The 22,221-nt window shown below is 58.3% G+C and carries 23 protein-coding genes; 6 read left to right on the forward strand and 17 right to left on the reverse strand.

Annotated elements, in window-relative coordinates:
* Nucleotides 1–25: 25 nt before the first annotated feature.
* The 14 genes from GOX73_RS00460 to GOX73_RS00525 all read right to left on the reverse strand — a co-directional run bounded on the left by GOX73_RS00460 (nucleotide 26) and on the right by GOX73_RS00525 (nucleotide 15,989).
* Nucleotides 26–1,663, reverse strand: a complete 1,638-nt coding sequence (locus GOX73_RS00460) for an ABC transporter ATP-binding protein (RefSeq protein ID WP_171134748.1) — start codon at nucleotides 1,661–1,663, stop codon at nucleotides 26–28.
* Entirely contained in the window at nucleotides 1,660–2,475 is an 816-nt protein-coding gene (locus GOX73_RS00465; protein ID WP_171120411.1) for an ABC transporter permease, read from the reverse strand. The genes GOX73_RS00460 and GOX73_RS00465 overlap by 4 nt, the downstream gene beginning before the upstream one ends.
* A complete protein-coding gene (locus GOX73_RS00470; RefSeq protein ID WP_171120413.1) occupies nucleotides 2,472–3,428 on the reverse strand; it encodes an ABC transporter permease in 957 nt (318 codons plus the stop codon). Before GOX73_RS00470 ends, GOX73_RS00465 begins: the two co-directional genes overlap by 4 nt.
* A gap of 16 nt (nucleotides 3,429–3,444) precedes the next feature.
* Nucleotides 3,445–5,031: an ABC transporter substrate-binding protein gene (locus tag GOX73_RS00475; protein WP_171122342.1), complete on the reverse strand. Its 1,587-nt coding sequence runs from the start codon at nucleotides 5,029–5,031 to the stop codon at nucleotides 3,445–3,447.
* 126 nt (nucleotides 5,032–5,157) lie between these two features.
* Complete coding sequence (locus GOX73_RS00480; protein ID WP_171134749.1) at nucleotides 5,158–7,149, reverse strand: CocE/NonD family hydrolase; 1,992 nt, start codon at nucleotides 7,147–7,149, stop codon at nucleotides 5,158–5,160.
* A 51-nt stretch (nucleotides 7,150–7,200) separates the two neighbouring features.
* Nucleotides 7,201–8,304 (reverse strand): DUF4147 domain-containing protein, encoded by a 1,104-nt coding sequence (locus GOX73_RS00485; RefSeq protein ID WP_171122346.1) that lies wholly within the window; start codon nucleotides 8,302–8,304, stop codon nucleotides 7,201–7,203.
* Complete coding sequence (gene dtd, locus GOX73_RS00490; RefSeq protein ID WP_171122349.1) at nucleotides 8,304–8,741, reverse strand: D-aminoacyl-tRNA deacylase; 438 nt, start codon at nucleotides 8,739–8,741, stop codon at nucleotides 8,304–8,306. The genes GOX73_RS00485 and dtd overlap by 1 nt, the downstream gene beginning before the upstream one ends.
* 20 nt (nucleotides 8,742–8,761) lie before the next feature.
* The gene (locus tag GOX73_RS00495; protein ID WP_171122351.1) at nucleotides 8,762–9,430 is read right to left on the reverse strand and encodes a nitroreductase; all 669 of its coding nucleotides are present in this window, start codon (nucleotides 9,428–9,430) and stop codon (nucleotides 8,762–8,764) included.
* 100 nt (nucleotides 9,431–9,530) lie between these two features.
* A complete protein-coding gene (locus GOX73_RS00500) occupies nucleotides 9,531–10,619 on the reverse strand; it encodes a TFIIB-type zinc finger domain-containing protein (protein WP_171122353.1) in 1,089 nt (362 codons plus the stop codon).
* A 38-nt stretch (nucleotides 10,620–10,657) separates the two neighbouring features.
* On the reverse strand, nucleotides 10,658–11,806 hold the full coding sequence (locus GOX73_RS00505; protein WP_171122355.1) for an SPFH domain-containing protein: 1,149 nt from the start codon (nucleotides 11,804–11,806) through the stop codon (nucleotides 10,658–10,660).
* Nucleotides 11,807–11,828: 22 nt separating this feature from the next.
* Nucleotides 11,829–12,785 carry a DUF2927 domain-containing protein gene (locus GOX73_RS00510; RefSeq protein ID WP_171122357.1) on the reverse strand — a complete coding sequence of 319 codons (957 nt, stop codon included), beginning with the start codon at nucleotides 12,783–12,785 and terminating at the stop codon, nucleotides 11,829–11,831.
* Between the two features lie 4 nt (nucleotides 12,786–12,789).
* Entirely contained in the window at nucleotides 12,790–13,980 is a 1,191-nt protein-coding gene (locus GOX73_RS00515; protein WP_171120429.1) for a toxic anion resistance protein, read from the reverse strand.
* A 28-nt stretch (nucleotides 13,981–14,008) separates the two neighbouring features.
* Nucleotides 14,009–14,923, reverse strand: a complete 915-nt coding sequence (locus GOX73_RS00520; protein WP_171122358.1) for a 5-bromo-4-chloroindolyl phosphate hydrolysis family protein — start codon at nucleotides 14,921–14,923, stop codon at nucleotides 14,009–14,011.
* 175 nt (nucleotides 14,924–15,098) lie between these two features.
* Nucleotides 15,099–15,989, reverse strand: a complete 891-nt coding sequence (locus GOX73_RS00525; protein ID WP_254429093.1) for a pseudouridine synthase — start codon at nucleotides 15,987–15,989, stop codon at nucleotides 15,099–15,101.
* On the opposite strand from GOX73_RS00525, the gene GOX73_RS00530 reads away from it, so the two are divergent.
* Nucleotides 15,970–16,431, forward strand: a complete 462-nt coding sequence (locus tag GOX73_RS00530) for a nucleoside deaminase (protein WP_171120433.1) — start codon at nucleotides 15,970–15,972, stop codon at nucleotides 16,429–16,431. The two genes, GOX73_RS00525 and GOX73_RS00530, sit on opposite strands and share 20 nt — an antisense overlap.
* A 20-nt stretch (nucleotides 16,432–16,451) precedes the next feature.
* On the opposite strand, the gene GOX73_RS00535 is transcribed toward GOX73_RS00530, so the two are convergent.
* Nucleotides 16,452–17,144: a metal-dependent hydrolase gene (locus GOX73_RS00535; RefSeq protein ID WP_171122360.1), complete on the reverse strand. Its 693-nt coding sequence runs from the start codon at nucleotides 17,142–17,144 to the stop codon at nucleotides 16,452–16,454.
* A gap of 59 nt (nucleotides 17,145–17,203) precedes the next feature.
* Here GOX73_RS00535 and GOX73_RS00540 point away from each other — a divergent pair, with 59 nt between their 5' ends.
* Nucleotides 17,204–17,860 carry a ceramidase domain-containing protein gene (locus GOX73_RS00540; protein ID WP_171134750.1) on the forward strand — a complete coding sequence of 219 codons (657 nt, stop codon included), beginning with the start codon at nucleotides 17,204–17,206 and terminating at the stop codon, nucleotides 17,858–17,860.
* Here the strand turns inward: GOX73_RS00540 and GOX73_RS00545 are convergent.
* Together GOX73_RS00545 and GOX73_RS00550 are read right to left on the reverse strand one after the other, a co-directional pair.
* Nucleotides 17,851–18,414 (reverse strand): DUF4202 domain-containing protein, encoded by a 564-nt coding sequence (locus GOX73_RS00545; protein ID WP_171122364.1) that lies wholly within the window; start codon nucleotides 18,412–18,414, stop codon nucleotides 17,851–17,853. The genes GOX73_RS00540 and GOX73_RS00545 overlap by 10 nt on opposite strands.
* Before the next feature lie 145 nt (nucleotides 18,415–18,559).
* On the reverse strand, nucleotides 18,560–18,718 hold the full coding sequence (locus tag GOX73_RS00550; RefSeq protein WP_171120441.1) for a hypothetical protein: 159 nt from the start codon (nucleotides 18,716–18,718) through the stop codon (nucleotides 18,560–18,562).
* Between the two features lie 227 nt (nucleotides 18,719–18,945).
* Here GOX73_RS00550 and gatC point away from each other — a divergent pair, with 227 nt between their 5' ends.
* From gatC to GOX73_RS00570, 4 genes are read left to right on the forward strand one after another with little or no spacing between them, the layout of a single operon-like run.
* A complete protein-coding gene (gatC, locus tag GOX73_RS00555) occupies nucleotides 18,946–19,233 on the forward strand; it encodes an Asp-tRNA(Asn)/Glu-tRNA(Gln) amidotransferase subunit GatC (RefSeq protein ID WP_170325838.1) in 288 nt (95 codons plus the stop codon).
* A 3-nt stretch (nucleotides 19,234–19,236) separates the two neighbouring features.
* A complete protein-coding gene (gene gatA / locus GOX73_RS00560; RefSeq protein WP_171122366.1) occupies nucleotides 19,237–20,724 on the forward strand; it encodes an Asp-tRNA(Asn)/Glu-tRNA(Gln) amidotransferase subunit GatA in 1,488 nt (495 codons plus the stop codon).
* A gap of 40 nt (nucleotides 20,725–20,764) precedes the next feature.
* Nucleotides 20,765–21,454, forward strand: a complete 690-nt coding sequence (locus GOX73_RS00565; RefSeq protein ID WP_171122367.1) for a hypothetical protein — start codon at nucleotides 20,765–20,767, stop codon at nucleotides 21,452–21,454.
* Nucleotides 21,438–22,121, forward strand: coding sequence for an N-acetylmuramoyl-L-alanine amidase (locus tag GOX73_RS00570; RefSeq protein ID WP_371808555.1), 684 nt, complete (start codon nucleotides 21,438–21,440; stop codon nucleotides 22,119–22,121). The genes GOX73_RS00565 and GOX73_RS00570 overlap by 17 nt, the downstream gene beginning before the upstream one ends.
* Nucleotides 22,122–22,221 lie beyond the last annotated feature (100 nt).

Genomic DNA, 22,221 nt, shown 5'->3' on the forward strand with positions numbered 1-22,221 from the left:
GATTTCATGAGTGTTTTTTGCGGGATCAGTTCCCCGCGCTTTCCATTTTGCGGTGGGCGACAACCTCTTCCAACCAGCCCAGATGCATCTCGGGGACCGAGCTGAGCAGAAGGTCGGTATAGTCGTCGAACGGTGGGCTCAACACTTGTGACTTAGGGCCGTAACGGACCACACGGCCCTGATACATCACCGCGATACTGTCGCTGATCGCGCGGACCGTCGCCAGATCGTGCGTGATGAACAGAAAGGCCACATCCTCGATCTTTTGCAGGTCCAGAAGCAGTTTCAGGATGCCATCTGCCACCAGCGGGTCCAGTGCCGAGGTCACCTCATCACAGATGATCATCTTGGGCTTGGCCGCCAGAGACCGGGCGATACAGACACGCTGTTTCTGCCCACCCGACAGTTCCGCCGGATAACGGTCGATGAACTTTTCGCCCAACTCGATCTCATCCAGCAGTTCGATGATCCGCTTGCGCTTTTCCGCGCCGCGCATGTTGAAATAGAACTCCAGCGGGCGACCGATGATGGTCCCGACAGTCTGACGCGGATTCATCGCAACGTCGGCCATCTGGTAGATCATCTGCAACTCGCGCAGGTCCTCGCGGGTGCGACCCTTAAGGTCTGCCGACAGCTTGCGCCCGGCAAAGGTGATCTCACCATCGCGCGGCGGCAGAAGGCCGGTGATCACCCGCGCCAGCGTCGACTTGCCCGAGCCGGATTCACCCACAACCGCCAGCGTCTGCCCCGGGTGAAGCTCGACATTGACGTTGTGCAGCACGTCGAAATTCAGCCCCTTATAGCGCGCGGTGATGCCGTTAACGCTCAGCACCGGTTCAGGTGTGGGTTTTTTCTCTTCGTGTTCGATCGAGCGGACCGAGACCAGAGCCTTGGTATACTCTTCCTGCGGGTTGTTGATGATCTGGTCGGTATTGCCGTACTCGACCGTATTGCCCATGCGCAGAACCATGATGTCGTCGCTGACCTGCGCGACCACGGCAAGGTCGTGCGTGATATAAAGCGCGGCAACACCGGTATCCGCGATGGCTTCTTTGATGGCCATCAGAACGTCGATCTGGGTGGTCACGTCCAACGCCGTGGTGGGTTCATCAAACACCACCAGATCGGGTTCGGGACACAGCGCCAAAGCGGTCATACAGCGCTGTAGCTGACCGCCGGATACTTGGTGCGGATAACGCTCACCGATATTGTCGGGGTCGGGCAGACCCAGCTTGGCGAACAGCTCGCGCGCGCGTTTTTCGGCTTCTTTGCGGCTGAACTTCTTCTGTTCCACCGCAGCTTCGACCACCTGATCCATGATCTTCTTGGCGGGGTTGAAGGACGCCGCTGCAGATTGAGACACGTAAGTAACCTCACCCCCGCGCAGCTTTCGGATATCGCCGTATGAGGTCTTCAGGATGTCACGCCCGTTGACCCAAACCTCACCGCCTGTGATCTGCACACCGCCCCGGCCATAGGCCATCGAGGCCAGACCGATGGTTGACTTACCAGCGCCGGATTCTCCGATCAGCCCCAGCACCTTGCCGCGTTCGAGGTCAAAGCTGACCCCGTGCACGATCTCGATGTCATGGGGTTTTTCACCCGGCGGATAAACGGTCGCGCCGATCTTGAGGTCGCGGACCTTGAGAAGGGTATCACTCATCCCCGGCCTCCTTTCAGCGATGTGGTGCGGTTCAAGACCCAGTCAGCCACCAGGTTGACCGAGATCGCCAGCGTTGCGATGGCCACAGCCGGGTATAGCGCCGCGCCGATGCCATAGACGATACCGTCCTTGTTTTCCTTCACGATCCCGCCCCAATCGGCCAAGGGTGGTTGAACACCCAAGCCAAGGAACGACAGTGTCGACACAAAGAGAACCGCAAAGATAAAGCGCAGACCTAGTTCCGCAACCAGCGGTGACAAAGCGTTGGGTAGGATTTCGCGGAAGATGATCCACGATTGGCCTTCACCGCGCAGTTTTGCGGCCTCGACATAGTCCATCACAGCGATATCTACCGCGACCGCACGGGCCAGACGATAGACGCGGGTGGAATCCAGCAGCCCCATAACCAGGATCAGAACCGGGATGGTCACGGGGACCATCGCCAGAACGACCAGCGCGCTGATCAACGTCGGGATCGACATGATCAGATCGACGGTCCGCGACATGACCTGATCGGCCCAGCCACCCAGTACGGCGGCCAGAAACCCAAGGATTGAGCCGGTTACAAAGCTGAGGATCGTCGCAGCCGTAGCGATAAAGATCGTCGTCCGCCCGCCATAGATCATGCGGCTGAGAAGGTCGCGCCCGATATTGTCGGTGCCAAGCCAGAACTGAGAACTCGAAGGCTCCCACACGTCGCCCACGACCTCGGCCATGCCATAAGGGGCCAACAGGGGCGCAAGTAGAGCGATGATGAAGTAGAGGGCTGTGAAGGCCAGCCCGATCATTGCAGAGATTGGGATGTTCTTCATTTCGGATGCCTCAGCCTTGGGTTGGCAAGAATGGCAACGATGTCGGCAACCATGTTCAACCCGATATAGATCGCGGCAAAGATCACGCCGCAGGCCAGAACCACCGGAACATCACGCTTGGTCACGTGGTCTACAAGGTACTGTCCCATGCCGGGATAGACGAACACCACCTCGACCACGACGACGCCGACCACCAGATAGGCCAGGTTCAGCATCACCACGTTGACAATTGGCGCAACCGCGTTGGGCAGCGCGTGGCGGTAGATGATCTTGAAGTTGGTCAACCCCTTCAGTTCAGCAGTCTCGACATAGGCCGACTGCATCACGTTCAGGATCGCTGCGCGTGTCATTCGCATCATATGCGCAAGGACCACCAGCGTCAGAACGATAACAGGCAATGCGATCGAGTTCAGCTTTTGACCAAGTGTCATGCTGTCATTGATCATCGCAAGCGGTGAGAACATGCCCAGCTTCACAGCCACGAAATAGACCAGAACGTAGCCGATCAGGAATTCGGGGATCGAGATCGTGGTTAGGGTGACCGCCGAGATCAGCTTGTCGGGCCAGCGGTTGCGGTAGCGCACGGCCAGCAGGCCCAGAAAGATAGCAAGCGGGACGGAAATAACCGCCGCCCAGAATGCAAGAAACAGGGTATTGCTCAGACGGCCACCGACGGATTCGGCAATGTCGAGCTTGTTGGTCAGGGATTGTCCCAGATCACCTTGAACAAGGCCCCCCAGCCATTCGAAATAGCGGGTCAGCGCAGGCCGGTTCAGGCCCATCTCTTCGCGTAGGTTTTCAAGGGCTTCTGGGGTTGCGGACTGCCCCAGGACGGCTTGCGCGGCGTCTCCGGGAAGGGCTTCGGTCATGCCAAAAATCAGGGCCGAAGCGCCGAGCAGCAAAAGGAGTCCCAGCGCCAGGCGCTGGGAAACCAGTTTCAATATAGGATGCATAAATCCGTGACCCGTATCAGGCGAACCACATCTTACGAGAAACGTTGCCGTTCATCATCTCTTGGGTCGGATCGGAATCCCACCCGGCAAGCTGGTTGCTGATGCCTTCGACAAAGTCGTTGAACATCGGGCAGATCAGGCCGCCTTCGTCGCGGACCATCTGACCCATCTGGCTGTAGATGTCCTTACGCTTGTCGTTGTCCAGTTCCGCACGGGCCTGGAACAGCATCTCGTCAAAGGCCGGGACCTTGAAGCGCGTGTCGTTCCAATCCGCTGTCGACAGATACGCGGTTGCGTACATCTGATCCTGCACCGGACGGCCACCCCAGTACGATGCGCAGAAAGGCTGTACGTTCCAGACTTCGGACCAATAGCCGTCATTGGGCTCGCGCTTGATTTCCAGCGGGATACCAGCTTGCGCTGCGGTCTGCTGGAACAGCGCCGCCGCGTCGACAGCACCGGGGAAGGCGCCGTCTGCAACACGCAGAATGATCGGCGAGCCGTCATGGCCGGACTTCTTGTAGTGCTCGGCCGCTTTTTCGAGGCTGAATTCACGCTGCGGGATCGAACCATCGAACAGCGGATAGGCCGCGTTGATTGGCATGTCGTTCCCGATGGTGCCATAGCCACGCAGAACTTTGTCCACCAGTTCCTGACGATTGATTGCGTGCTTAAGTGCCAGGCGCAGCTCATTCTGGTCGAACGGTGCAGTGTCGCAATGCATGATGAACACATAGTGCCCACGACCGGCCGTCGAGTGTACGGTCAGGTTGGGCGCACGACCCAGCAGGTCTGCGACTTTGGGCTCGACGCGGTTGATCGCGTGAACCTGACCGGATTGCAACGCAGCGGTACGCGCGGTGGCATCGTTGATGACGACCACTTCGACGCTATCGAAATTGCCGAAATCCGGGTTCCAGTGGTTGGCGAATTTTTTGAACACATGGCGTACGCCGGGCTCGTCGACTTCCAACTGGTAGGGGCCGGTGCCGATACCCGCGCCTGGGTTGTCCATGCCGCCATCGGGCTGAACGATCAGGTGATAATCGGCCATCAGGTAAGGAAGGTCGGCGTTCGGTTCGGTCAGCGTGACCTGGAAGTTGTCGCCATCGGCCTTCATCGACTCGATGCCCTTCATGATGCCCAAAGCACCGGACTTGGAGTCCTCGTTCGAATGGCGCTCCATGGTCTTCAGCACGTCTTCGCTGGTCATGGTTTTGCCGTTGTGGAATTCCACGCCCTGACGCAGCTTGAAGGTCCAGACCTTAGCGTCGGCGCTGCCTTCAACGCTTTCAGCAAGGCGCGGTTCGATCGAGCCGTCAGGCGCAACTTCGACCAGTTGGTCGCCGAATTGCTTGCCGTTTTGGAACGGAACCGAGCTTGCATAGGTTGCCGGATCAAGCGAGTTGGTCGATTCGCCGCCTTGCAGACCAAATTTCAGATCACCGCCTTTTTTCGGGCCTGCCGCGCGTGCAGCATCTGCGAACAGTGTGCTGGCCATCGCTGTCGATACACCCAAGGCCGCAGCTTTCCCCATGAATTCGCGGCGGGTCAGCTTGCCCGCTGTGACCTCTTTGGTCATGTGAGTGAGTTGTTCGTTCATCCAATGATCTCCCAATTGGTTGGATATTTTTGGCCCTTTGCGGGCTTTTATTGACGCATGAGTCAAGTTAGGCGCAATTCGCGCTTCTGAGCAAGGATAAATGTCTTACCTTTTCAGCCCGAAAAATCACATCTGGTTGCGCGGTATGGTATCCTCCAGTTCCTTCGAAAACACCTCAACCTCCCCCTCATAGGCTGTCAATTTCGCCCTGAGGAAGAAACTAGTGTGATCTGACCACATTTGACAGGATGTTTCGGTTCGCAATTCAATACCGTCCCGCTGCAATTCCTGCGTCCAGAGGCAATGCCCTTTGGCTGAAAGAGGGTCATCCGGGTGGATCGACCAGCATTCGTAAGCGGTTCCGCCATTTGTCAGGCCGTGGTGATTGTCCTTTGTCAGGCCAAAGTCATCTTCGATGATCAGGCGGGTCTCACCGGTGTTCATATCCGTTTCGACACGTCTGTTGTTTTGGGCCTTGCGTAGGATGGTGGCGTCACGCGGCGCCTCGGATTCGGGGGGCGGGAAAACATATTCATCTGTTTCTGTCGGACGAACAGGGATCGAGACTTCGCCCTTAGTCAGATGTAGTTCAACCGGCTCCGGCGACGGCCAGATCAAGGGCCAATAGGCACTTGAAACAGCCACGCGTAGGCGGTGACCTTTCGGAACCCGATAGGCGATGTGGTCCAGATCCAGCGTGACATCATACGCGACGCCGGGGGACAAGGGGGCAGGTTGGGCATGGCTGTCGCGATGGGACAGATTTAACACGCCATATGTGATGCGCGTAGAGGCCCCGTCCGGGTGCAGGTGATTCAGACGTATGGCAACCTGCGCCTGAGGTCGGTCTGCGCTGATCCGCAACCGAATGCGGGGTGCACCGACGATATCAAGATCCGCACTAAATGGTTCGCCGTCAAAACAGGCGGACATGGCATCGTCTGTACGCTGGTCACCTGGCATGTCCGGACCAAGCCAGATGGCGCAATACTCACCGCTTTCCATGCCGCATGTCTGAGGCGAACGGACCCTGACATCCATAGGACCCGACGCGCCCATTCCGGAATCGGTCAGGTGCCAATCTTGCGTCGGCAAATGGGATGTGGCGCCTTCATTCTCAGCGATCCAGCGCCCGGGGCGGTCGTTGTACCAGCGTTGCGGGCGAACCCCGTCCATCAGATATGCGCGGTAATCCGGGTCGCTCTCAACCCCGGTATCTGCATCTTTCAGCCAGTGGTCCCACCAGCGCAACGCTTCTTGTAGAAACCCGATCCGGGGTTCGGGCACGGCGAAATGCGGGTACTTGTGAACCCAAGGCCCAACAATGCCTTTGGCCGGGGCCTTCAACTGCTCAACGAGCAAGGGAACCGTGTTTTTGTACGCGTCGCCCCAGCCCCCGACGGCCAAAGTCGCAGCTTGGATCGCGCTGAAATCCTCGCAAACCGAGCCATGCTGCCAATACGCATCCCGTGTCTGATGGCGGAGCCAGACCGAGGGCAGGAACGGTTCATTCTCAAGCCGGTCCAGCCACAGTTCACGCCAATTCGGACGCAAGGCCGGATCTGGCGCGCGCGAAGAATAGGACCACATTGTCGCGCCCCATCCGAGGTTTTCATTCAGCAGGCAACCACCCTTGTAATGGATGTCATCCGCATAGCGATCAGCCGTCGAACAGAGCGTGATGATCGCCTTCAGCGCCTCGGGCTGCATGGCCGCGACCTGTAGCGCGTTGAAGCCGCCCCAACTGATACCCATCATGCCGACGCTGCCCGTGCACCAAGGCTGTTTCGTCAACCATTCGATCGTCGCGACTGCATCGTCCAGTTCCTGCTGGGTATATTCATCTTCCATCAGCCCTTCGCTGTCGCCATTGCCGCGCGTGTCGACACGAATACAGGCGTAACCGCGTTTGGCAAACCAGGGATGGGTCAGCGCGTCGCGTGTCGCGGTCCCGTCGCGTTTGCGATACGGTAAAAATTCCAGAATGGCGGGAACGGGGGTCTCGGTAGCTTTTTCGGGCATCCAGATTCGCGCCGAAAGGCGGCAACCGTCCGGCATGTGAATGCCAACATCCGGCAGATCCTTAATATCGTACAGCGTGTTGGGATTGGGCGTCATTGTCTCAGTCTCAGCGTCTTTGATTTTTTCGGTCCATTGAAAATCGTCAAACTACGTGCGGATTGCGACAAGCAAGTCCATTACGTTTGTCCCGGTCGGACCCGTAACCAGCAAGGCCCCAACCTGATCCAGATAGCTGCCGCTATCGGCGTTTTTCAGAAATTCTTCCGCTGTTGGATTCCAGGTGGCCCCATCAATCACGGCTCCCGCTGCGTTTGTCGGGCCGTCCGTTCCATCAGTGCCACCAACCACTATCGTTATGCCAGGAATGCCCGAAACCTCTTTGGCCAAGGCCAGCGCCAGCGCCTGATTGCGCCCACCGCGTCCGGGTTTTTTGGGCAGAACAACCGTTGGTTCTCCGCCAAAGACCATGACGCCTTTCGGCATGTCGCGCAGACGTTGTCCCAACTGACTTGCGACGCTCAGATAGTCATCGTGCAAGCATTCTTCATTCGTAATCACATCGCAGCATTCTGACTTTGCGGCAGCAACCGCAGCAGCCCGGGCAATGGCGTTAGAGGCCACGATCTGAGTCGAGGCTTGAAACTTTGGTGCGTCGGGCAATGCACCAATTCCCGACCCGATGACATTCAGGTCATCGCCGGGCACGTCAGAAATCGCAAGTACAGTCGCCGTGTCGCCGCGAAAATGCGAGAGAAGCCCACCGCCCTTGATGCGCGACAGCTTGCGACGCTCGGCGTTCATGGCCGTTATGTCCAGCCCTTCAGACAGCAGCTTTTGGTTCAACTGCTCCAAATCAGCCAGCGTTTTGCCGGGAACAAGATCCTCGGCAAGCGAGGATGCGCCGCCTGACACCAACAGCAGCAAATGCGAGGCAGGGCCCATCGCTTCTACCGCCTCACGTAGGGCGCGGCCCCCGTCAAGGCTGCGAGAATTCGGCACGGGGTGTGCGGCTTCTATAATCGTCACATGGTCAGGCAGATAGCGTCCGTGATCATCTTTGGTGACAACCAATGTCGGTTTAGGCCCAAAATGTTCCAGCGCGGCTCGCGCCATCGCTGCGGCGGGTTTCCCAACGGCGAGAATTTGATCGGGTGCCGCAATGCTGTCCAAGACTGCTGTGGTCGCCGCGTGCCCGCCGACTGCATCCACACCGGCTTGCCAGATGCGAATTGCACGTTGTTTTTGATCCATCAGCTTTCTACCCAAATCGTGACGGGGCCATCATTGACCAGCTCCACTGCCATATCCGCCCCGAACTGCCCTGTTTCCGTAGGAATCCCGAGACTACTCAACTGTGCAGCGAACACCTCGTACAGATGCTTACCAGGCTCAGGCGAGGCAGCTTCTGAGAACCCGGGGCGATTTCCGCGCGATGTGTCAGCGGCCAGCGTGAACTGACTGATCACAAGAGCGGATCCGCTAATATCCAGAACGGACCGGTTCATCTTGCCTGCATCATCCTTGAATATGCGTAGCTTGGAGATTTTGGTCGCAAGCCGCTGTGCAGACGCCTCGTCATCTTCCTGCATTGCACAAACAAGCACCATGAGGCCGGGGCCAGTTCGACCAATCACGTCGCCATCCACCGAAACCTTGGCGTGAGAGACCCGTTGTAATACTGCGCGCAATCTGTTTCTCCAAAATGTTCTTAGCCGAGCCAGTCGACAAAAGCGTCCGGGCTGGCGCGATCCGTACGAAAACCGTTAGCCGGGTGGTCTTTGTCGGCATAGCCAAAGGATATCGCGCACAGGATCAGACGGTCTTCCGGGATGTCAAAATAGCGGTGCAGGAACGGGCCATAACTTGCAACTGCCGCTTGCGGAATGGTGGCCACGCCAAGGCTTTGGGCCGCAAGCGTAAAGGCGGTGACGAACCCGCCGCAATCCATCGCCCCATAAGGCCCAAGCTCAGCCGGGCTAGACAAGATCGCACAGTGCGGCGCATCAAACAGAGTGAAGTTCGCCATCATTTGTCGTGCCGAAGCCGCGCGGTCGCCACGTTCCACGCCGACGGCTTCATAAAGGGCCCACCCGCATTCGCGGCGGCGATCCCTGTAGACGCCCGAATAGGATGTGGGGAAGGGCATGTCAGGGGCTGGCGCGCCGGACATTGCCTCCTCTCGCAGGGCATTGCGAAAACGCTCGGTTTCAGTGCCGCTGGTGACGACGACATTCCAAGGTTGTGCATTGCACCAACTGGGCACACGCCCTGTGCTGATCAGGATTTGCTCGATGTGTTCCCGTGGAACCGGATCGGGGCGGAATGCCCGACAGGAGTGGCGCGCAGCCAATAGCGTGTTCAGGTCCGATAACGTCACACTGGCCTCCCCATCGGCGTCGACGGGGCGAGGATGGCGTGTGGTTTGAGGATGTTCAAGCGCTTAAACGGCGAAACCGGTCCTGATGCCGTTCGCCCGATCACTGTTGCCCAGTCGCCAGCAGATACCCAACCCCTGCCGCGACCAGCAGGCCGACAACAACCGCGATCGTGATCTTGATCGCCGACCATGGACGCTCACCTTGAACCCGACCGGTACGTCCGTTGACAACAAACCGATAGGTCTGGCCACGGTACTTGTAGGCGGCCATCCAGACCGGCAGCAGAATATGCTTGAAGGTCACATCCCGAACGTCCGTATCGACCGAATGAATGCGTTGGCGATCACCACCAATATCGAACCGAACATCACGCTCAATCACTCGAGCCATATACCCCCGAGCCTCAGTGTAACCTTCGTTCAGTTCAACGGTGTAAGCCTCAGCACGAAAGCCCGCCAGATACTCGGGTTGATAAGGTTCCAGCGCAGGTAGGTCCCACGGTTCCAACGCATCGGTATAGCTTTTGGGCAGGGATCGAGAAGCCAGGACCAGAACGTCATCGAAAAAGCGCGCGACCCGCCCCGATTTTGGTGACCAGCGGATCTTGGCGACCTGCTGCTGCACCCGCTTTCCGTCGCGCATCACCGTGTGGGTTTCGTAATAAACCGTCCCGCGCTCGCCCCGGTAAGAGGATTGCGTATCCGCGTCGAATGTCCAGTAGGGTACGTAGATACCCTGCATCTTGCGCCCCTTGCGGGCATAGTCCTTGAGACCATTGGGCGCGAACCACAAACGACCAAGCCAATCCCCCATCGCTTTGTGCGCGGAACGCTCGTCCAATGCAAAGGGCAGAACACCGCGTGGCTTGATATGTCGGCTGACGCCGGTACCTGTGACCACTGGGGTGGCGCAAAACGGACATTCCGCTGCATGGGTGTCGGGGTCAAACTCGACTTGGGCTGCGCAATTGGGGCAGGTCAGAACGCGGGTTTCTTCGATTTCACCTTCCGGCAGGTTTTCTGACAGGGCGGCGTTGAAATCCAGTTCCTTCAGGGTTGCGCCGCCCCAAGGACCGGCGGCGATGCTCTGGGAATGGCCGCAATGATCGCACGTCAGCGTTCCGTCGCCCGGATTGAACCGATAGTCCGCACCGCATTGATCGCAGGGAAATCTGTGCTCTTTGGTCATGTTGCCCCCTCGTTCATCAAAAACAAACGCGGACCGGATCAGGTCCCCGGCGGAGGTGGTGGCAGGATGGTGAACAACTGAGCAAGCTCCTGAACATCGCCGGCCTTTTTCCACCCATCCTGACCTGCTGTCCAAACGTGGGTGTCGCGTGTGACTTCACCCTCGGCGGCCATGCGTCCCATCTTAGCTTTCGAAAATGGTCCGCTGGTCTGCCCATCCACGGCGATATGCCAGACATGTTCGACGGGTGGCGGGGGCGGCGGTGCCGCGTGCGCCGACGGTTGCGGGGCAGCGGGGGCGGGGCTTCCCCACGGGCCGCTCTGTTGACCCGCTGCCATGTTCGACATCTGCTGGGCCATCGCCATTCCCACGCCCATTCCAAGACCTGCGCCCATACCGCCGCCCTGACCGGGATTGTTGGCAGCCGCTGTCATTGCCTCGGCCGCTGAATATTGCGTGAACTTACCCAGATCGCCCGCCAGCCCCATTGACGTGCGCTTATCCAGCGCCGCCTCGACCGCAGGCGGAAGCGAGATGTTTTCAATGTAAAACTCGGGCATCTCCAGCCCGTAGCTGTCCAATACCGGTGAGACTTCGGCTGCGATCAGCTTGCCCAGATCAGCGGTGTTGGCGGCCATGTCCAGGACCGGAATTCCCGATCCGGCGATCACGCGGCTGAATTCCTGCACGATGATGTTGCGGATTTGAAAGCTGATCTCATCCATCGTGAATTCGCCATCTGTGCCGACAATCTCGACCATGAACTTCGCCGGATCCTTGACGCGGATCGTATAGGTTCCGAACGCGCGGATGCGGGTTGGTCCGAATTCGGGGTCGCGCAGCATGATAGGGTTTTTGGTGCCCCATTTCAGGTCGTTGAACCGGGTGGTGTTGACGAAATAGATCTCGGACTTGAACGGTGACTGGAACCCGTGATCCCAATGCTGCAGGGTTGTCAGGATCGGCATGTTGTTGGTCTCAAGCATATAAAGGCCCGGCGTGAACACATCCGCCAATTGTCCTTCATGCACGAACACGGCGGCCTGACCTTCGCGCACGGTCAGTTTGGCCCCGTATTTGATCTCATGACCTTCACGCTCGAACCGCCAAACCATTGTGTCGCGGGTGTCATCGACCCAGTGAATGACGTCAATAAATTCGCCGGTCAGAAAATCGAAAATACCCATTTGGGGTCTCCTTTCAGGGGGTTCAGAGCGGCTGGCCCATTAATTCGCGTGCAATAATCCGGACCACCGGGCGCGCGCTATCTACCGTCACGCCGGGTTCGAGGCGCGGATCATACAACATGCTCAGAAGCTTTTCGTCATGGCTGGTCAACAGCGCAAATTCATCATCATCGTTGAAAATCGAAGGCCGCGCTGCAGGGCTGTCGTTCGACAATCCCAACCCTTGTGCAATTTCTTCGTGGATGCAGCTACGACGCAGCAATTCCGGCAACTCGGATCGGATCAAGGTGACGGCACGCACGTATTTATATGGTGAAGAACTTGTGGCTGAGGCAAAGACGAAACAGTCGATATTCGCGCGCGGATTGGCAACCAGTTCCAGCGAGGCCTGACTGATATTCGGGATCAGTTCTTTCAGACGGGTCACGACGTAGGCGCTGTCATCCTTGCCTGCGAAAAAGACGTGAAAGTTTGCGCGGCGATTCACGACCAAGATCGGGTGCCCGGTCAGTTTTGCCAGCCGTGCGGTAAAGGATTCAACCTCGGTTGCATCTTGCGTGCGTGTGGCAGGCAAGACCGAGGGACCGAACTCTGTCTGTACCCTCACAGGCCCCGACCAGCGACTGAGTTGCCCGTCGGTCTGCCGGGACGATGCTGCGACCGCGTGATCGGGATATTCGCTGTAGAAAGCGATAGCTTCAAAGTTCCGCGCCAAGTCGTCTGCATCGAACGGGGTGTCCGGCCCGCCGCCATCTGTGCGCAGCAAACCGCGTGTCAGCAGATCACGCTCAACCCGTTCATAAAAACGCGCAAGGTCCTGGCTTGCGGCAGACGGAGCGACATAGGCATTCGCCGCAGGTGCTGGGGGCGCAGGCCGCGTTTCTGGGACGACGGAAGACGTCAGTGTCTCATCACAATTGGCCAGCGCCAACAGCGAAACAATGCCCAGAACAGCTTTTGGAAATCCCGGTCTCCGCATTCGGTTATCCCGGCACAGCGTTGCCGGCGTTGTCGCCAGTGCCGTCCTTGCGTGCTTTGGCCGAGGCCAAAGTATCGCGCAACTCGGCCTCCATCTTTTGCAATTCTTGTTCCGCGGCTGCGCGTCGCGCTTTGCCTTCGTCTGCAATTGCCAGGCTTTCGTTAATCGTCCCGATCAGGTCGGCATTGGCCTGTTTGACCGCTTCGATATCAAATACGCCACGTTCCATTTCCTCGCGGATCATCTTGTTCGATTGCCGCAGGTTGGCCGCGTTGGATGTCAGCAACTCGTTGGTCAGATCATTCGCATCCCGCACAGCCGAGGCAGCTTCCGCGCTGCGCTGGATGGTGACGGCCTGCGCCAGTTGAGTTTCCCACAGCGGGACGGTGTTTACCAATGTCGAGTTGATCTTGGTTACAAGCGACTTGTCGTTTTCCTGCACCAACCGGATCGAGGGCAGAGATTGCATCGTCACCTGCCGCGTCAGCTTAAGGTCGTGGACCCGGCGCTCCAGATCGTCACGGGCAGCGCGCATGTCGCGCAATTCCTGCGCCTTCATCACCTGTTCTTCTTCGGGCGCGGCGTTAACTTCGGCTTCCTTTTCAGGAATGTCATGGCTGTCCAGCTCGGTCAGCTTTTCTTCGCCAGCGGCGATGTAAAGCGCAAGTTCGTCATAGAAACTAAGCGTCTTTTCATACAGTAAATCCAGCGACTTGATGTCCTTGAGCAACGTGTGTTCATGCCCCAGCAAGTCGTCGGTGATCTTGTCGATTTGGCCCTGGACCTCTTCGTATTGCGCGGTGAACTTTGCAAATGGGGCCGCTTTTCCGATCAGCTTTTCCCACCAGCTTCTTTCACGGCGCACATCCAATTCACTAACCGAGAATCCCCGGATCGTGGTGACGATATTGCGCAGGCTGTCTCCGGCTGGGCCGACGTCCTTGTTTCGTACGTCTGCCAGCATCGCCTGGCTGATTTCCTGCAACTCGGCCTGGGCGGATGAACCAAACGCGACAATCGAATTCGTGTTGTCCATGTCAATCTCGTCCATGCGTTTGCGAATTTCCGCGCTGACGGGTTCATCCGCTTCTTCCAGCGAAACCACTTCGGCTGCGGGTTCGGGCAGCGCGACGGCCGTTACTTCCTGCACAAGCGTTTCTGCTTCTACCGCCTTGTTCTTGATCTCATTGGACATTTGAAATCCTTTCTCAAAAAATGGCCGGTCAATCCAACCGAACCCCTTCGCGCTGCAACCTTTCGCGCAGCACGTCAATTTCAACAGTCAGGTCGCTGCGGTCATCCAAAAGCAATTTACGGGTTCGCGCCGCGAAATTCTGTTCAAGATCATCCAAAAGGGCCGAATAGTCAGCCAATGCCTGCGCGTCGCGGGTACGTGCATACACATCAGCAAACTTAATCGTCGCATCCCGCGCGCCCTGTAAATATACAGTCATGTATTTGCGCGCCCCGGCCAGATCGCGGGGGTCTTCTTCGACGGTTCGAAACAAATCTCGGGCGGTGTCCTGAAACTGTTCCACGCGGGCCTCGATCCTTCGGTCGCCAGCGCGCTTAATGGCGTCTGTCATCTCAGTCAGGTGCTGTTCGGCATCTTCTACAACCCGCGCAACGCGGTCTTGCTGGAATGTGTCGACGCCTTCCATCCCTTTGTCTGAAAGCGGATCAAACCCGAAGGAAGCCGAATGCAATACCGTCGCCACACAGCCAAACAGGATTGGCGCGATCAAGCTGACCTCAGACGCAGAGGCCGCGTCCAGAAATTCGGAACGATAGGAGGCCAGCACTGTGCCGAGGCCAGTGAGAATACTTGCGAAAATTTTTCGTGGAAATGCGGGCTTTCGCGCAACGCGGCGCGCGTTATACGCGGCTTCGGCGCGCAAGCCTTCACGCAAAAGGAACGCTGCCGCAGTCAGAACGCCCGCCGCGATCAATCCGATCGTCATTCCAACCGCGCCATCGTTGAGCGACAGAAACACCAGCGGCACGGCAGGCAGGAAAAGCAGGTTTGCGCGCGCGCCCGCAGGTTCTACGCGCGCGCCGTCGAATTGACCGCGCGCGGGTTGGTCTGGCTGAGAAGCGTCGCCCTGAGGACTAAATTTTCCGCCATAGCGTTTGGCCATCTGCTCACAAGCCCCCAAGTACGCCGGTGCAAACACCGAAGAGCAGTACAAGTAGGACCACATAGGCCAGTTTTTGTACTCCGGTCCCGGACATGACGCCCCCCAAAGACTTTCCTACTGGAAAATCTAGGGCAAGAGACCCTGCGAAGCTAGGGGGAAGGTTGTTTAACTGGCGTCACTTGCGAGGTTTCTTGCCGATGGGCGCACGTTTTCTTTGCGGCCGCGCGGGGCGTTTGGCCGGAGTTGCGGGATCAGCGTCTAAACCAAGTTGGTCGTGCATCACGCGGCGTCGGATTTCTTCGACTTCGCCGGGCTTTAGATTGCCCAGTTGGAATGGGCCATAAGATACGCGCAACAGCCGGTTCACGGCATAGCCGATATCCTCCATCGCGCGGCGAATTTCGCGGTTTTTGCCTTCACGAAGACCGATTGTCAGCCATGCGTTTGCGCCCTGTTGACGGTCCAGCGAGACATCCATCGGCAGAAACCGTTCGCCGTCGATCACCAGACCCTTGCGCAGGGGGGCGAAGTCTTCGTCCTTGGGGCGACCATTCACCCGCACGCGGTATTTGCGCAGCCAGCCGGTCGAGGGCAGCTCCAGCTTACGCTTGATGCCGCCGTCATTCGTCAGCAGCAGCAACCCTTCTGAATTCAGGTCCAGCCGTCCGACACTCATGACGCGGGGCATGTCCTCAGGCAGGTTGTCGAAGATCGTCGCGCGGCCCTTTTCGTCCCGTGTCGTCGTCACCAGACCCGGTGGTTTATGATAAAGCCACAGGCGCGACGGCTCGGGTTCGGACACCGGCTTGCCGTCCACGGTAATCTTGTGTTTGCCGGTGACGTTCAGGGCGGGGCTGGTGATGGTCTTGCCATTCACGCTCACACGACCGGCTTCGATCATGCGTTCGGCTTCACGGCGCGAGGCAACGCCCGCGCGGGCAAGCACTTTGGCGATACGGTCGCCGGGAGGAGGGGTTTTACTCATCCGCAGCCCATAGCGCATCCCGTTGCCTTGCGAAAGACGCGTTTCTGATGCAGTCAAAGGCATGGAGTTCAGATCGTTCATGAATATCGCGCTGCAAGAGGCGCGCGCCGCAGCAGACCGGGGCGAGGTTCCGGTGGGGGCCGTGATTGTCGCAGGCGATCGCGTCGTGGCCGCTGCAGGCAACCGCACGCGCGAGATGAATGATCCGACTGCACACGCCGAAATCCTTGCCTTGCGCGCGGCCTGCGCCGCTGTTGGGTCTGAGCGTTTGCCGGATCATGACCTGTACGTCACGCTGGAGCCTTGTGCGATGTGTGCGGCGGCTTTAGCTGCGGCGCGTATCCGGCGGATCTACTACGGCGCGGCTGACCCGAAATCGGGTGGCGTGGCCCATGGCGCGCGGGTTTTCACCCATTCGCAGGCGCACCATGTGCCCGAAGTCTATGATGGTATCGCAGCGCAGGAAGCTGCCGAACTGCTAAAGGCATTCTTCGCGGCGCGTCGGGGGGATGTGCCGGGCTGAAGCCCGGCCTATAGGTTTTTTTATAACTTGATGGGCTGCATCACTTCGGGCTCGATTACATCGATGCCGGGCAAGCCCTCGACCAAAGGCCGCGCCGATTGTTCCAGAATCGGGAAAGTCTTGTAGTGGCAGGGGATCACGGTCTTGAAGTTGAAATAGCGCCTGGCGGCGTAAGTTGCGCCCTTCATGTCCATGGTAAAGTGTCCGCCTGCCGACAGAATGCCGATGTCGGGTTTGTAATAATCCCCCATCCAGTCCATGTCGGCCATGATATCTGTGTCGCCTGACACATAGAGCATGTGACCATCCCCCGCGATCATGAACCCGACCTCGCTGCCGCCGGTACGCAGTCCGTCGGGTGTGGAAAAGGTCGAACTGTGCGAGGCTGGAACCATCGACACCATCACCCCGTTCAAGTTCACAGTGCCGCCTTTGTTGAAGCCTACGGTCTCAATCCCCTCGGACTCGCTCCAGTACCCCATCAGGTCGTACTGACCCACAACCGGAACCTTGAGGTGTTTGGCCAGCGAGACTACATCGGCCACGTGGTCGAAATGCGTATGTGTCAGAAGGATATGCGTCGCGCCGTCAAGGGCCGCGTCGTGCTGATCCTCGGGCAGAACGGGGTTGCCGGTCAGCCAAGGGTCGATCAGCAGCACTTGCCCTCCGGTCTCGATGCGGAAACTGCCGTGGCCCAGCCAAATGATATTCATGAAAAAATCCTCCGAAACAGACTGTTGGCATTAACCTAGCATCGGCTATGTAAAATTTCATGGATTGGTTTCAGGAAATTGACGGATATTGCGAGAGATTGTCGCCCGACTATTGGGCAGAGCCGGTCAATGCCGTAACAAACGCCGCATTTATCGTCGCCGCTTTCATCATGTGGAGGCGGGTGCGCGGGCAGGGGATGCCGCTGGCAGTGGCATTGGTGGTTATTCTGGCCGCGATCGGATTGGGCAGCTACCTGTTTCACACCCATGCGCAGGTTTGGGCAGCACTGGCGGACGTGGCGCCAATCCTGCTGTATATTCTGGTCTATATATACGCGATCAATCGCGACGTCTGGCAAATGCGTCCGCTTTATGCCGGTGTCGCCACCGCGCTGTTTGTACCCTATTCCACTGCGACAATCCCGGTCTTTCAACTGGTGCCCGGTCTGGGCGGGTCGGCGGCTTACGCGCCGGTTCCGCTGCTGATCCTGATCTACGCAGTTTTCCTGCGCCGTAGGTTTCCCGAGACGGCAGCAGGGCTGGCGTTTGGTGCTGTGATCCTGATTGCCTCAATTACGTTCCGCGCACTGGATGAACCGATCTGCGTTCAATTCGAAACTGGAACGCATTTCATGTGGCACATCTTGAACGCGACCATGTTGGGCTGGATGATCGAAGTATATCGCAGGCACCTGAAACGAACGTCTCAGGCCTGAAAAGCAGTGGCAAAGTTTGGGGGCAGGTCAAATTCTTCCAGCACACGTGAGCGGCCTTCGGCTGACATCTTGCGGGCTGTCTTTTCGACAATGCTTTGAATTTTTTCAGCCGAATGTTTGGCAGCGAAAGGGGCAAAATACCATTTTAGGAAAACGACGCAGATCACATCCTCAAGTGCCTGAACCTCGTCATCGCGCTTGAGTCCCTGTTTGCGCAGCATCCGACCGGCCGCTTCGGTATCTTCGGCGCCATATTCGCTCAGCTCCATCAGGCCCATGACAGTCTCGGCATGATGCACGCCCTGCGCTTTTCGCCAGGCCAAATATCCTGCACGCCCTTCCGGGAATTCGGTACGCGCCAGTTTCCAGCGTTCAACGTGCTGACCGCGTGCGGCAATTGTCAGCGCATCCGAGGCGTCCGGAAATAACCGGTCCAGCTCGGCACTCATGCGCTGACCATAGAGCAGGGCGGCGGGCTGGCCGTCTTCCAGATTGGGGTCCTTGGCGTTGGCCGCATCTATTGCGTCCAGTACTGCTTGCTTGCGGGGGCTCATTGGGTGCTCCGTTGTTGTGCCGGTTCAACGGTCATGTCTGGCCGTATATCCAAAGCTACCCTATCGAGTTGCCGCGTTGCGTGCAGCAGCCAAATGAATTTTCGGGCCGGGGAGAGGAGTACCCGGCCCGGACGAAGCGGGCAAATTAGCTGGCAGGCTTCGCCTTATCTTGTGATACCGGTTCCGAGACCTGATCGGGGAAGCTCAGATCTGGAAACATGCTGTCCATTGTTGGCCCAAACGCATGGGCTTGCGCGGCAAGAACCGTGGTTGCCAATACAAAGGCAGTCATGAGGGTTTTCATCGTCTTACTCCGGTGATGGCTGTGTCGTGTTATTGAAATGAACAGTTCAGTTTACTTGTTCAAGATCAAAAGTGAACTAATCGGTTCACTTTTTCACATACCCGATATGCAAAAATGAATGATCACCCTGGAAAACTCTGCGCCGTAGTCTCAGATCAGCTAAGCGGTGCCCTTGCGACCGAAGCATCAGACAGGTAAACGCCCCCTAACGCATATGAGGTTTTCCGATGTCGATTGACCAAAGCACTGCCGCAAAGGTGGCTAAACTGGCCCGGATCAAGGTCGAGGATGATGCGCTGCCTGCGCTGGCATCCGAATTCAACACCATCCTTGGGTTTATCGAACAGCTTAACGAAGTGGATGTCGAAGGCGTAGAGCCGATGGTCTCGGTCGAGCCGATGCGCCTGAAACGTCGTGAGGATGTGGTCACCGACGGAAATCAGCAGGACAAAGTTCTGGCCAACGCCCCCGACGCGCGCGAGGGCTTTTTCGCAGTCCCCAAAGTGGTGGAGTAAGACATGAGCGATCTGAATAAACTGGGTCTGGCCGAGGCCCGCGACGCGCTGCGCAAGGGTGATGTGACCTCGGTCGAGCTGACCGAATCCTGCCTGAAGGCCATTGATGACGCAGACGCGCTGAACGCCTTCGTCCACAAAACACCTGAGATTGCTCTGGAGCGCGCCAAGGCTGCGGATGCCCGAATCAAAGAAGGCGACGCGAATGCCATGTGCGGTCTGCCGATCGGCATCAAGGATCTGTTCTGCACCAAGGGTGTTCCTTCGCAGGCGGCGTCGAAGATTCTGGAAGGCTTTAAGCCCGAGTATGAATCAACTGTTTCACAGCAATTGGCCAATGCGGGCGCTGTGATGCTGGGCAAGCTGAACATGGATGAATTCGCCATGGGCTCGTCCAACGAAACCTCGGTCTACGGCAATGCCGTCAGCCCGTGGCGACGCGGCAATGACGATGCGCAATTGACACCGGGCGGCTCGTCCGGTGGGTCGGCCTCGGCTGTGGCCGCTGATCTGTGTCTGGCCGCGACCGGTACAGATACCGGCGGTTCGATCCGTCAGCCTGCGGCCTTCACAGGGATTACCGGCATCAAGCCCACCTACGGGCGCTGCTCACGCTGGGGCATCGTGGCCTTTGCGTCCTCGCTGGATCAGGCTGGTCCGATGACAAAGAACGTGCGCGACGCGGCAATCATGCTGGAAACCATGTGCGGCCACGACCCAAAGGATTCCACCAGCGCCGAGCTGGCCGTGCCGAACTTTGAGGCGATGCTGACCGGCGATATCAAGGGCAAGAAAATCGGTATCCCGAAAGAATACCGCATGGACGGTATGCCTGCCGAGATCGAAAAGCTCTGGTCCGACGGCGCGGCAATGCTCAAGGACGCGGGGGCTGAGATCGTCGATATCTCGCTGCCGCACACCAAATACGCGCTGCCAGCCTACTACGTGATTGCCCCGGCCGAGGCGTCCTCGAACCTCGCGCGCTATGACGGTGTCCGCTATGGCCGCCGCGCGACGCTGGCGCAGGGCGACGGCATCACCGAGATGTACGAGAAAACCCGCGCCGAAGGTTTCGGCCACGAGGTCCAGCGCCGCGTGATGGTTGGCACCTACGTACTGTCGGCAGGTTTCTACGACGCATATTACAACCGCGCCCGCCGTGTTCGCACCCTGATCAAAAAAGACTTCGAAGACGTCTTTGCCGCAGGTGTCGACGCGATACTGACCCCGGCCACCCCGTCGGCCTCGTTTGGTCTTGGTGAGATGACCGAGGCCGATCCGGTGCAGATGTATCTTAACGACGTCTTTACCGTGACCGTAAACTTGGCTGGTCTTCCGGGCATTTCGGTACCTGCGGGTCTGGATGCGCAGGGCTTGCCGCTTGGCCTTCAGCTGATCGGTCGTCCATGGGACGAAGGCGATCTGCTGAACACGGCTTACGCGCTGGAAAACGCGGCGGGTTTTGTAGCCAAGCCGGGCAAATGGTGGTAAATCTCGGTTCAGGCAAGACGACTTAAAACGGAGCAGCCGAATGCGCATTACGCTTCTGATTCCCGCCATTGGCTTGGTGGCCGCCTGCAATACGGTGGCCCCGATACAGAGCACAAGCTTCAATACGCCGCAATATCAGGCGCAGCGCGAGGCTGAATTGGCTGGGCAAGGGCTGACCGGTAACCCCTTGCTGGGACCGGTTGATGTGACCGAACAACAGCTTGGCGCCCCCGGCGATCCGCTTCCACCAACCGGAGAGAACGCGGATATCGCGTCGGCAACTGCTGTGGCCCTGGCCAACACCTCGGTTCCTGCGACGACGCCAGTCGCAAGCAATAACGCGATTTCGGACGAGCAGGATTTTGAGGCCGTGTCCGGGCGCCGTACCATTGAATCCGACGCGGCCCGGATCGAGCAAAATCGCCAAACCTACGAAGTTGTGGCACCGACCGCCGTGCCGCAACGGGGCACGGATGGTCAGCCCAATATCGTGCAATACGCTCTGAATACTTCGAACCCGGTTGGCACACAGCTTTACAGCCGCGCGGGGTTTAACTTGCAGGCCAAGGCACAACGTAATTGCGCCCGGTATCCGTCGTCAGATCAGGCACAGATCGAATTCCTCGCAAGCGGCGGCCCCCAGCGCGATCGCAAAGGGCTGGACCCGGACGGGGACGGCTACGCATGTGGTTGGGACCCAAGCGCGTTCCGCAGTGCCGTCAAAAACTGACCTTAACCCAATCTGGCACCCGTCACCCAATTTCGGGGAACGCCGGGGCGGTTTGAAGCCGTCGATGGTGGTTATCCACTACACCGCAATGGACAGCGCGCAGGACGCCTTAAAGCGCCTATGCGATCCGCAACACGAAGTTTCCGCCCATTTCCTGATCGGTTCAGACGGTAAACTCTGGCAGATGGTGCGCGAAAAGGATCGCGCCTGGCACGCCGGAGCAGGAGAATGGCATGGTCAGTCCGACATCAACTCTCGGTCAATCGGCATCGAACTCGATAATCGCGGCGACCATCCGTTCGCTGAGCCGCAGATGATGGTTCTTGAGCGTCTTCTGACCGCTCTTTTACATAGATGGAAGATCCCCCCCAATGGCGTCATCGGCCATTCTGATATGGCGCCCGGCCGCAAGCTGGACCCGGGTTCCCGATTTGACTGGCAACGCCTCGAGCATCAGGGGCTAGCAAAGCCGCGCGGTAAAGGTCAGCCCCCACAGATCGCTGAAATGCAAGAGTTCATAAGCTCGGCGCGCGCGGCTGGTTTCACCGCAAACGTCGACGATGAGAAACTTCTAAATACAGTTCGCCTTCGATATCGACCTTGGGCCAGGGGACCTCTGACACCCGACGACCTCACTCCGCTAATAGAGAAGACCGGATCAAGCTGATCCGCTCTTCATCTGGCCAAAAATATCCCGGGGTTGAATTGGCCGCAGGCCAAGAAGGGGCTGGCCCCTTCACGTCCTAACCCCTTGACGCCACCCAACC

This window comes from Ruegeria sp. HKCCD7221, from assembly GCF_013031225.1.
GTDB lineage: Bacteria > Pseudomonadota > Alphaproteobacteria > Rhodobacterales > Rhodobacteraceae > Ruegeria.

Coding starts and splice junctions, on each gene's coding strand:
- GOX73_RS00530 (WP_171120433.1), top strand. CDS start 15,970: ATGGAGTTCAGATCGTTCATGAATATCGCGCTGCAAGAGGCGCGCGCC.
- GOX73_RS00565 (WP_171122367.1), top strand. CDS start 20,765: ATGCGCATTACGCTTCTGATTCCCGCCATTGGCTTGGTGGCCGCCTGC.
- GOX73_RS00545 (WP_171122364.1), bottom strand. CDS start 18,414: ATGAGCCCCCGCAAGCAAGCAGTACTGGACGCAATAGATGCGGCCAAC.
- gatC (WP_170325838.1), top strand. CDS start 18,946: ATGTCGATTGACCAAAGCACTGCCGCAAAGGTGGCTAAACTGGCCCGG.
- GOX73_RS00540 (WP_171134750.1), top strand. CDS start 17,204: ATGGATTGGTTTCAGGAAATTGACGGATATTGCGAGAGATTGTCGCCC.
- GOX73_RS00470 (WP_171120413.1), bottom strand. CDS start 3,428: ATGCATCCTATATTGAAACTGGTTTCCCAGCGCCTGGCGCTGGGACTC.
- GOX73_RS00485 (WP_171122346.1), bottom strand. CDS start 8,304: ATGGATCAAAAACAACGTGCAATTCGCATCTGGCAAGCCGGTGTGGAT.
- GOX73_RS00465 (WP_171120411.1), bottom strand. CDS start 2,475: ATGAAGAACATCCCAATCTCTGCAATGATCGGGCTGGCCTTCACAGCC.
- gatA (WP_171122366.1), top strand. CDS start 19,237: ATGAGCGATCTGAATAAACTGGGTCTGGCCGAGGCCCGCGACGCGCTG.
- GOX73_RS00500 (WP_171122353.1), bottom strand. CDS start 10,619: ATGACCAAAGAGCACAGATTTCCCTGCGATCAATGCGGTGCGGACTAT.
- GOX73_RS00535 (WP_171122360.1), bottom strand. CDS start 17,144: ATGAATATCATTTGGCTGGGCCACGGCAGTTTCCGCATCGAGACCGGA.
- GOX73_RS00525 (WP_254429093.1), bottom strand. CDS start 15,989: ATGAACGATCTGAACTCCATGCCTTTGACTGCATCAGAAACGCGTCTT.
- GOX73_RS00475 (WP_171122342.1), bottom strand. CDS start 5,031: ATGAACGAACAACTCACTCACATGACCAAAGAGGTCACAGCGGGCAAG.
- GOX73_RS00510 (WP_171122357.1), bottom strand. CDS start 12,785: ATGCGGAGACCGGGATTTCCAAAAGCTGTTCTGGGCATTGTTTCGCTG.
- GOX73_RS00550 (WP_171120441.1), bottom strand. CDS start 18,718: ATGAAAACCCTCATGACTGCCTTTGTATTGGCAACCACGGTTCTTGCC.
- GOX73_RS00505 (WP_171122355.1), bottom strand. CDS start 11,806: ATGGGTATTTTCGATTTTCTGACCGGCGAATTTATTGACGTCATTCAC.
- GOX73_RS00515 (WP_171120429.1), bottom strand. CDS start 13,980: ATGTCCAATGAGATCAAGAACAAGGCGGTAGAAGCAGAAACGCTTGTG.
- GOX73_RS00520 (WP_171122358.1), bottom strand. CDS start 14,923: ATGGCCAAACGCTATGGCGGAAAATTTAGTCCTCAGGGCGACGCTTCT.
- GOX73_RS00460 (WP_171134748.1), bottom strand. CDS start 1,663: ATGAGTGATACCCTTCTCAAGGTCCGCGACCTCAAGATCGGCGCGACC.
- GOX73_RS00480 (WP_171134749.1), bottom strand. CDS start 7,149: ATGACGCCCAATCCCAACACGCTGTACGATATTAAGGATCTGCCGGAT.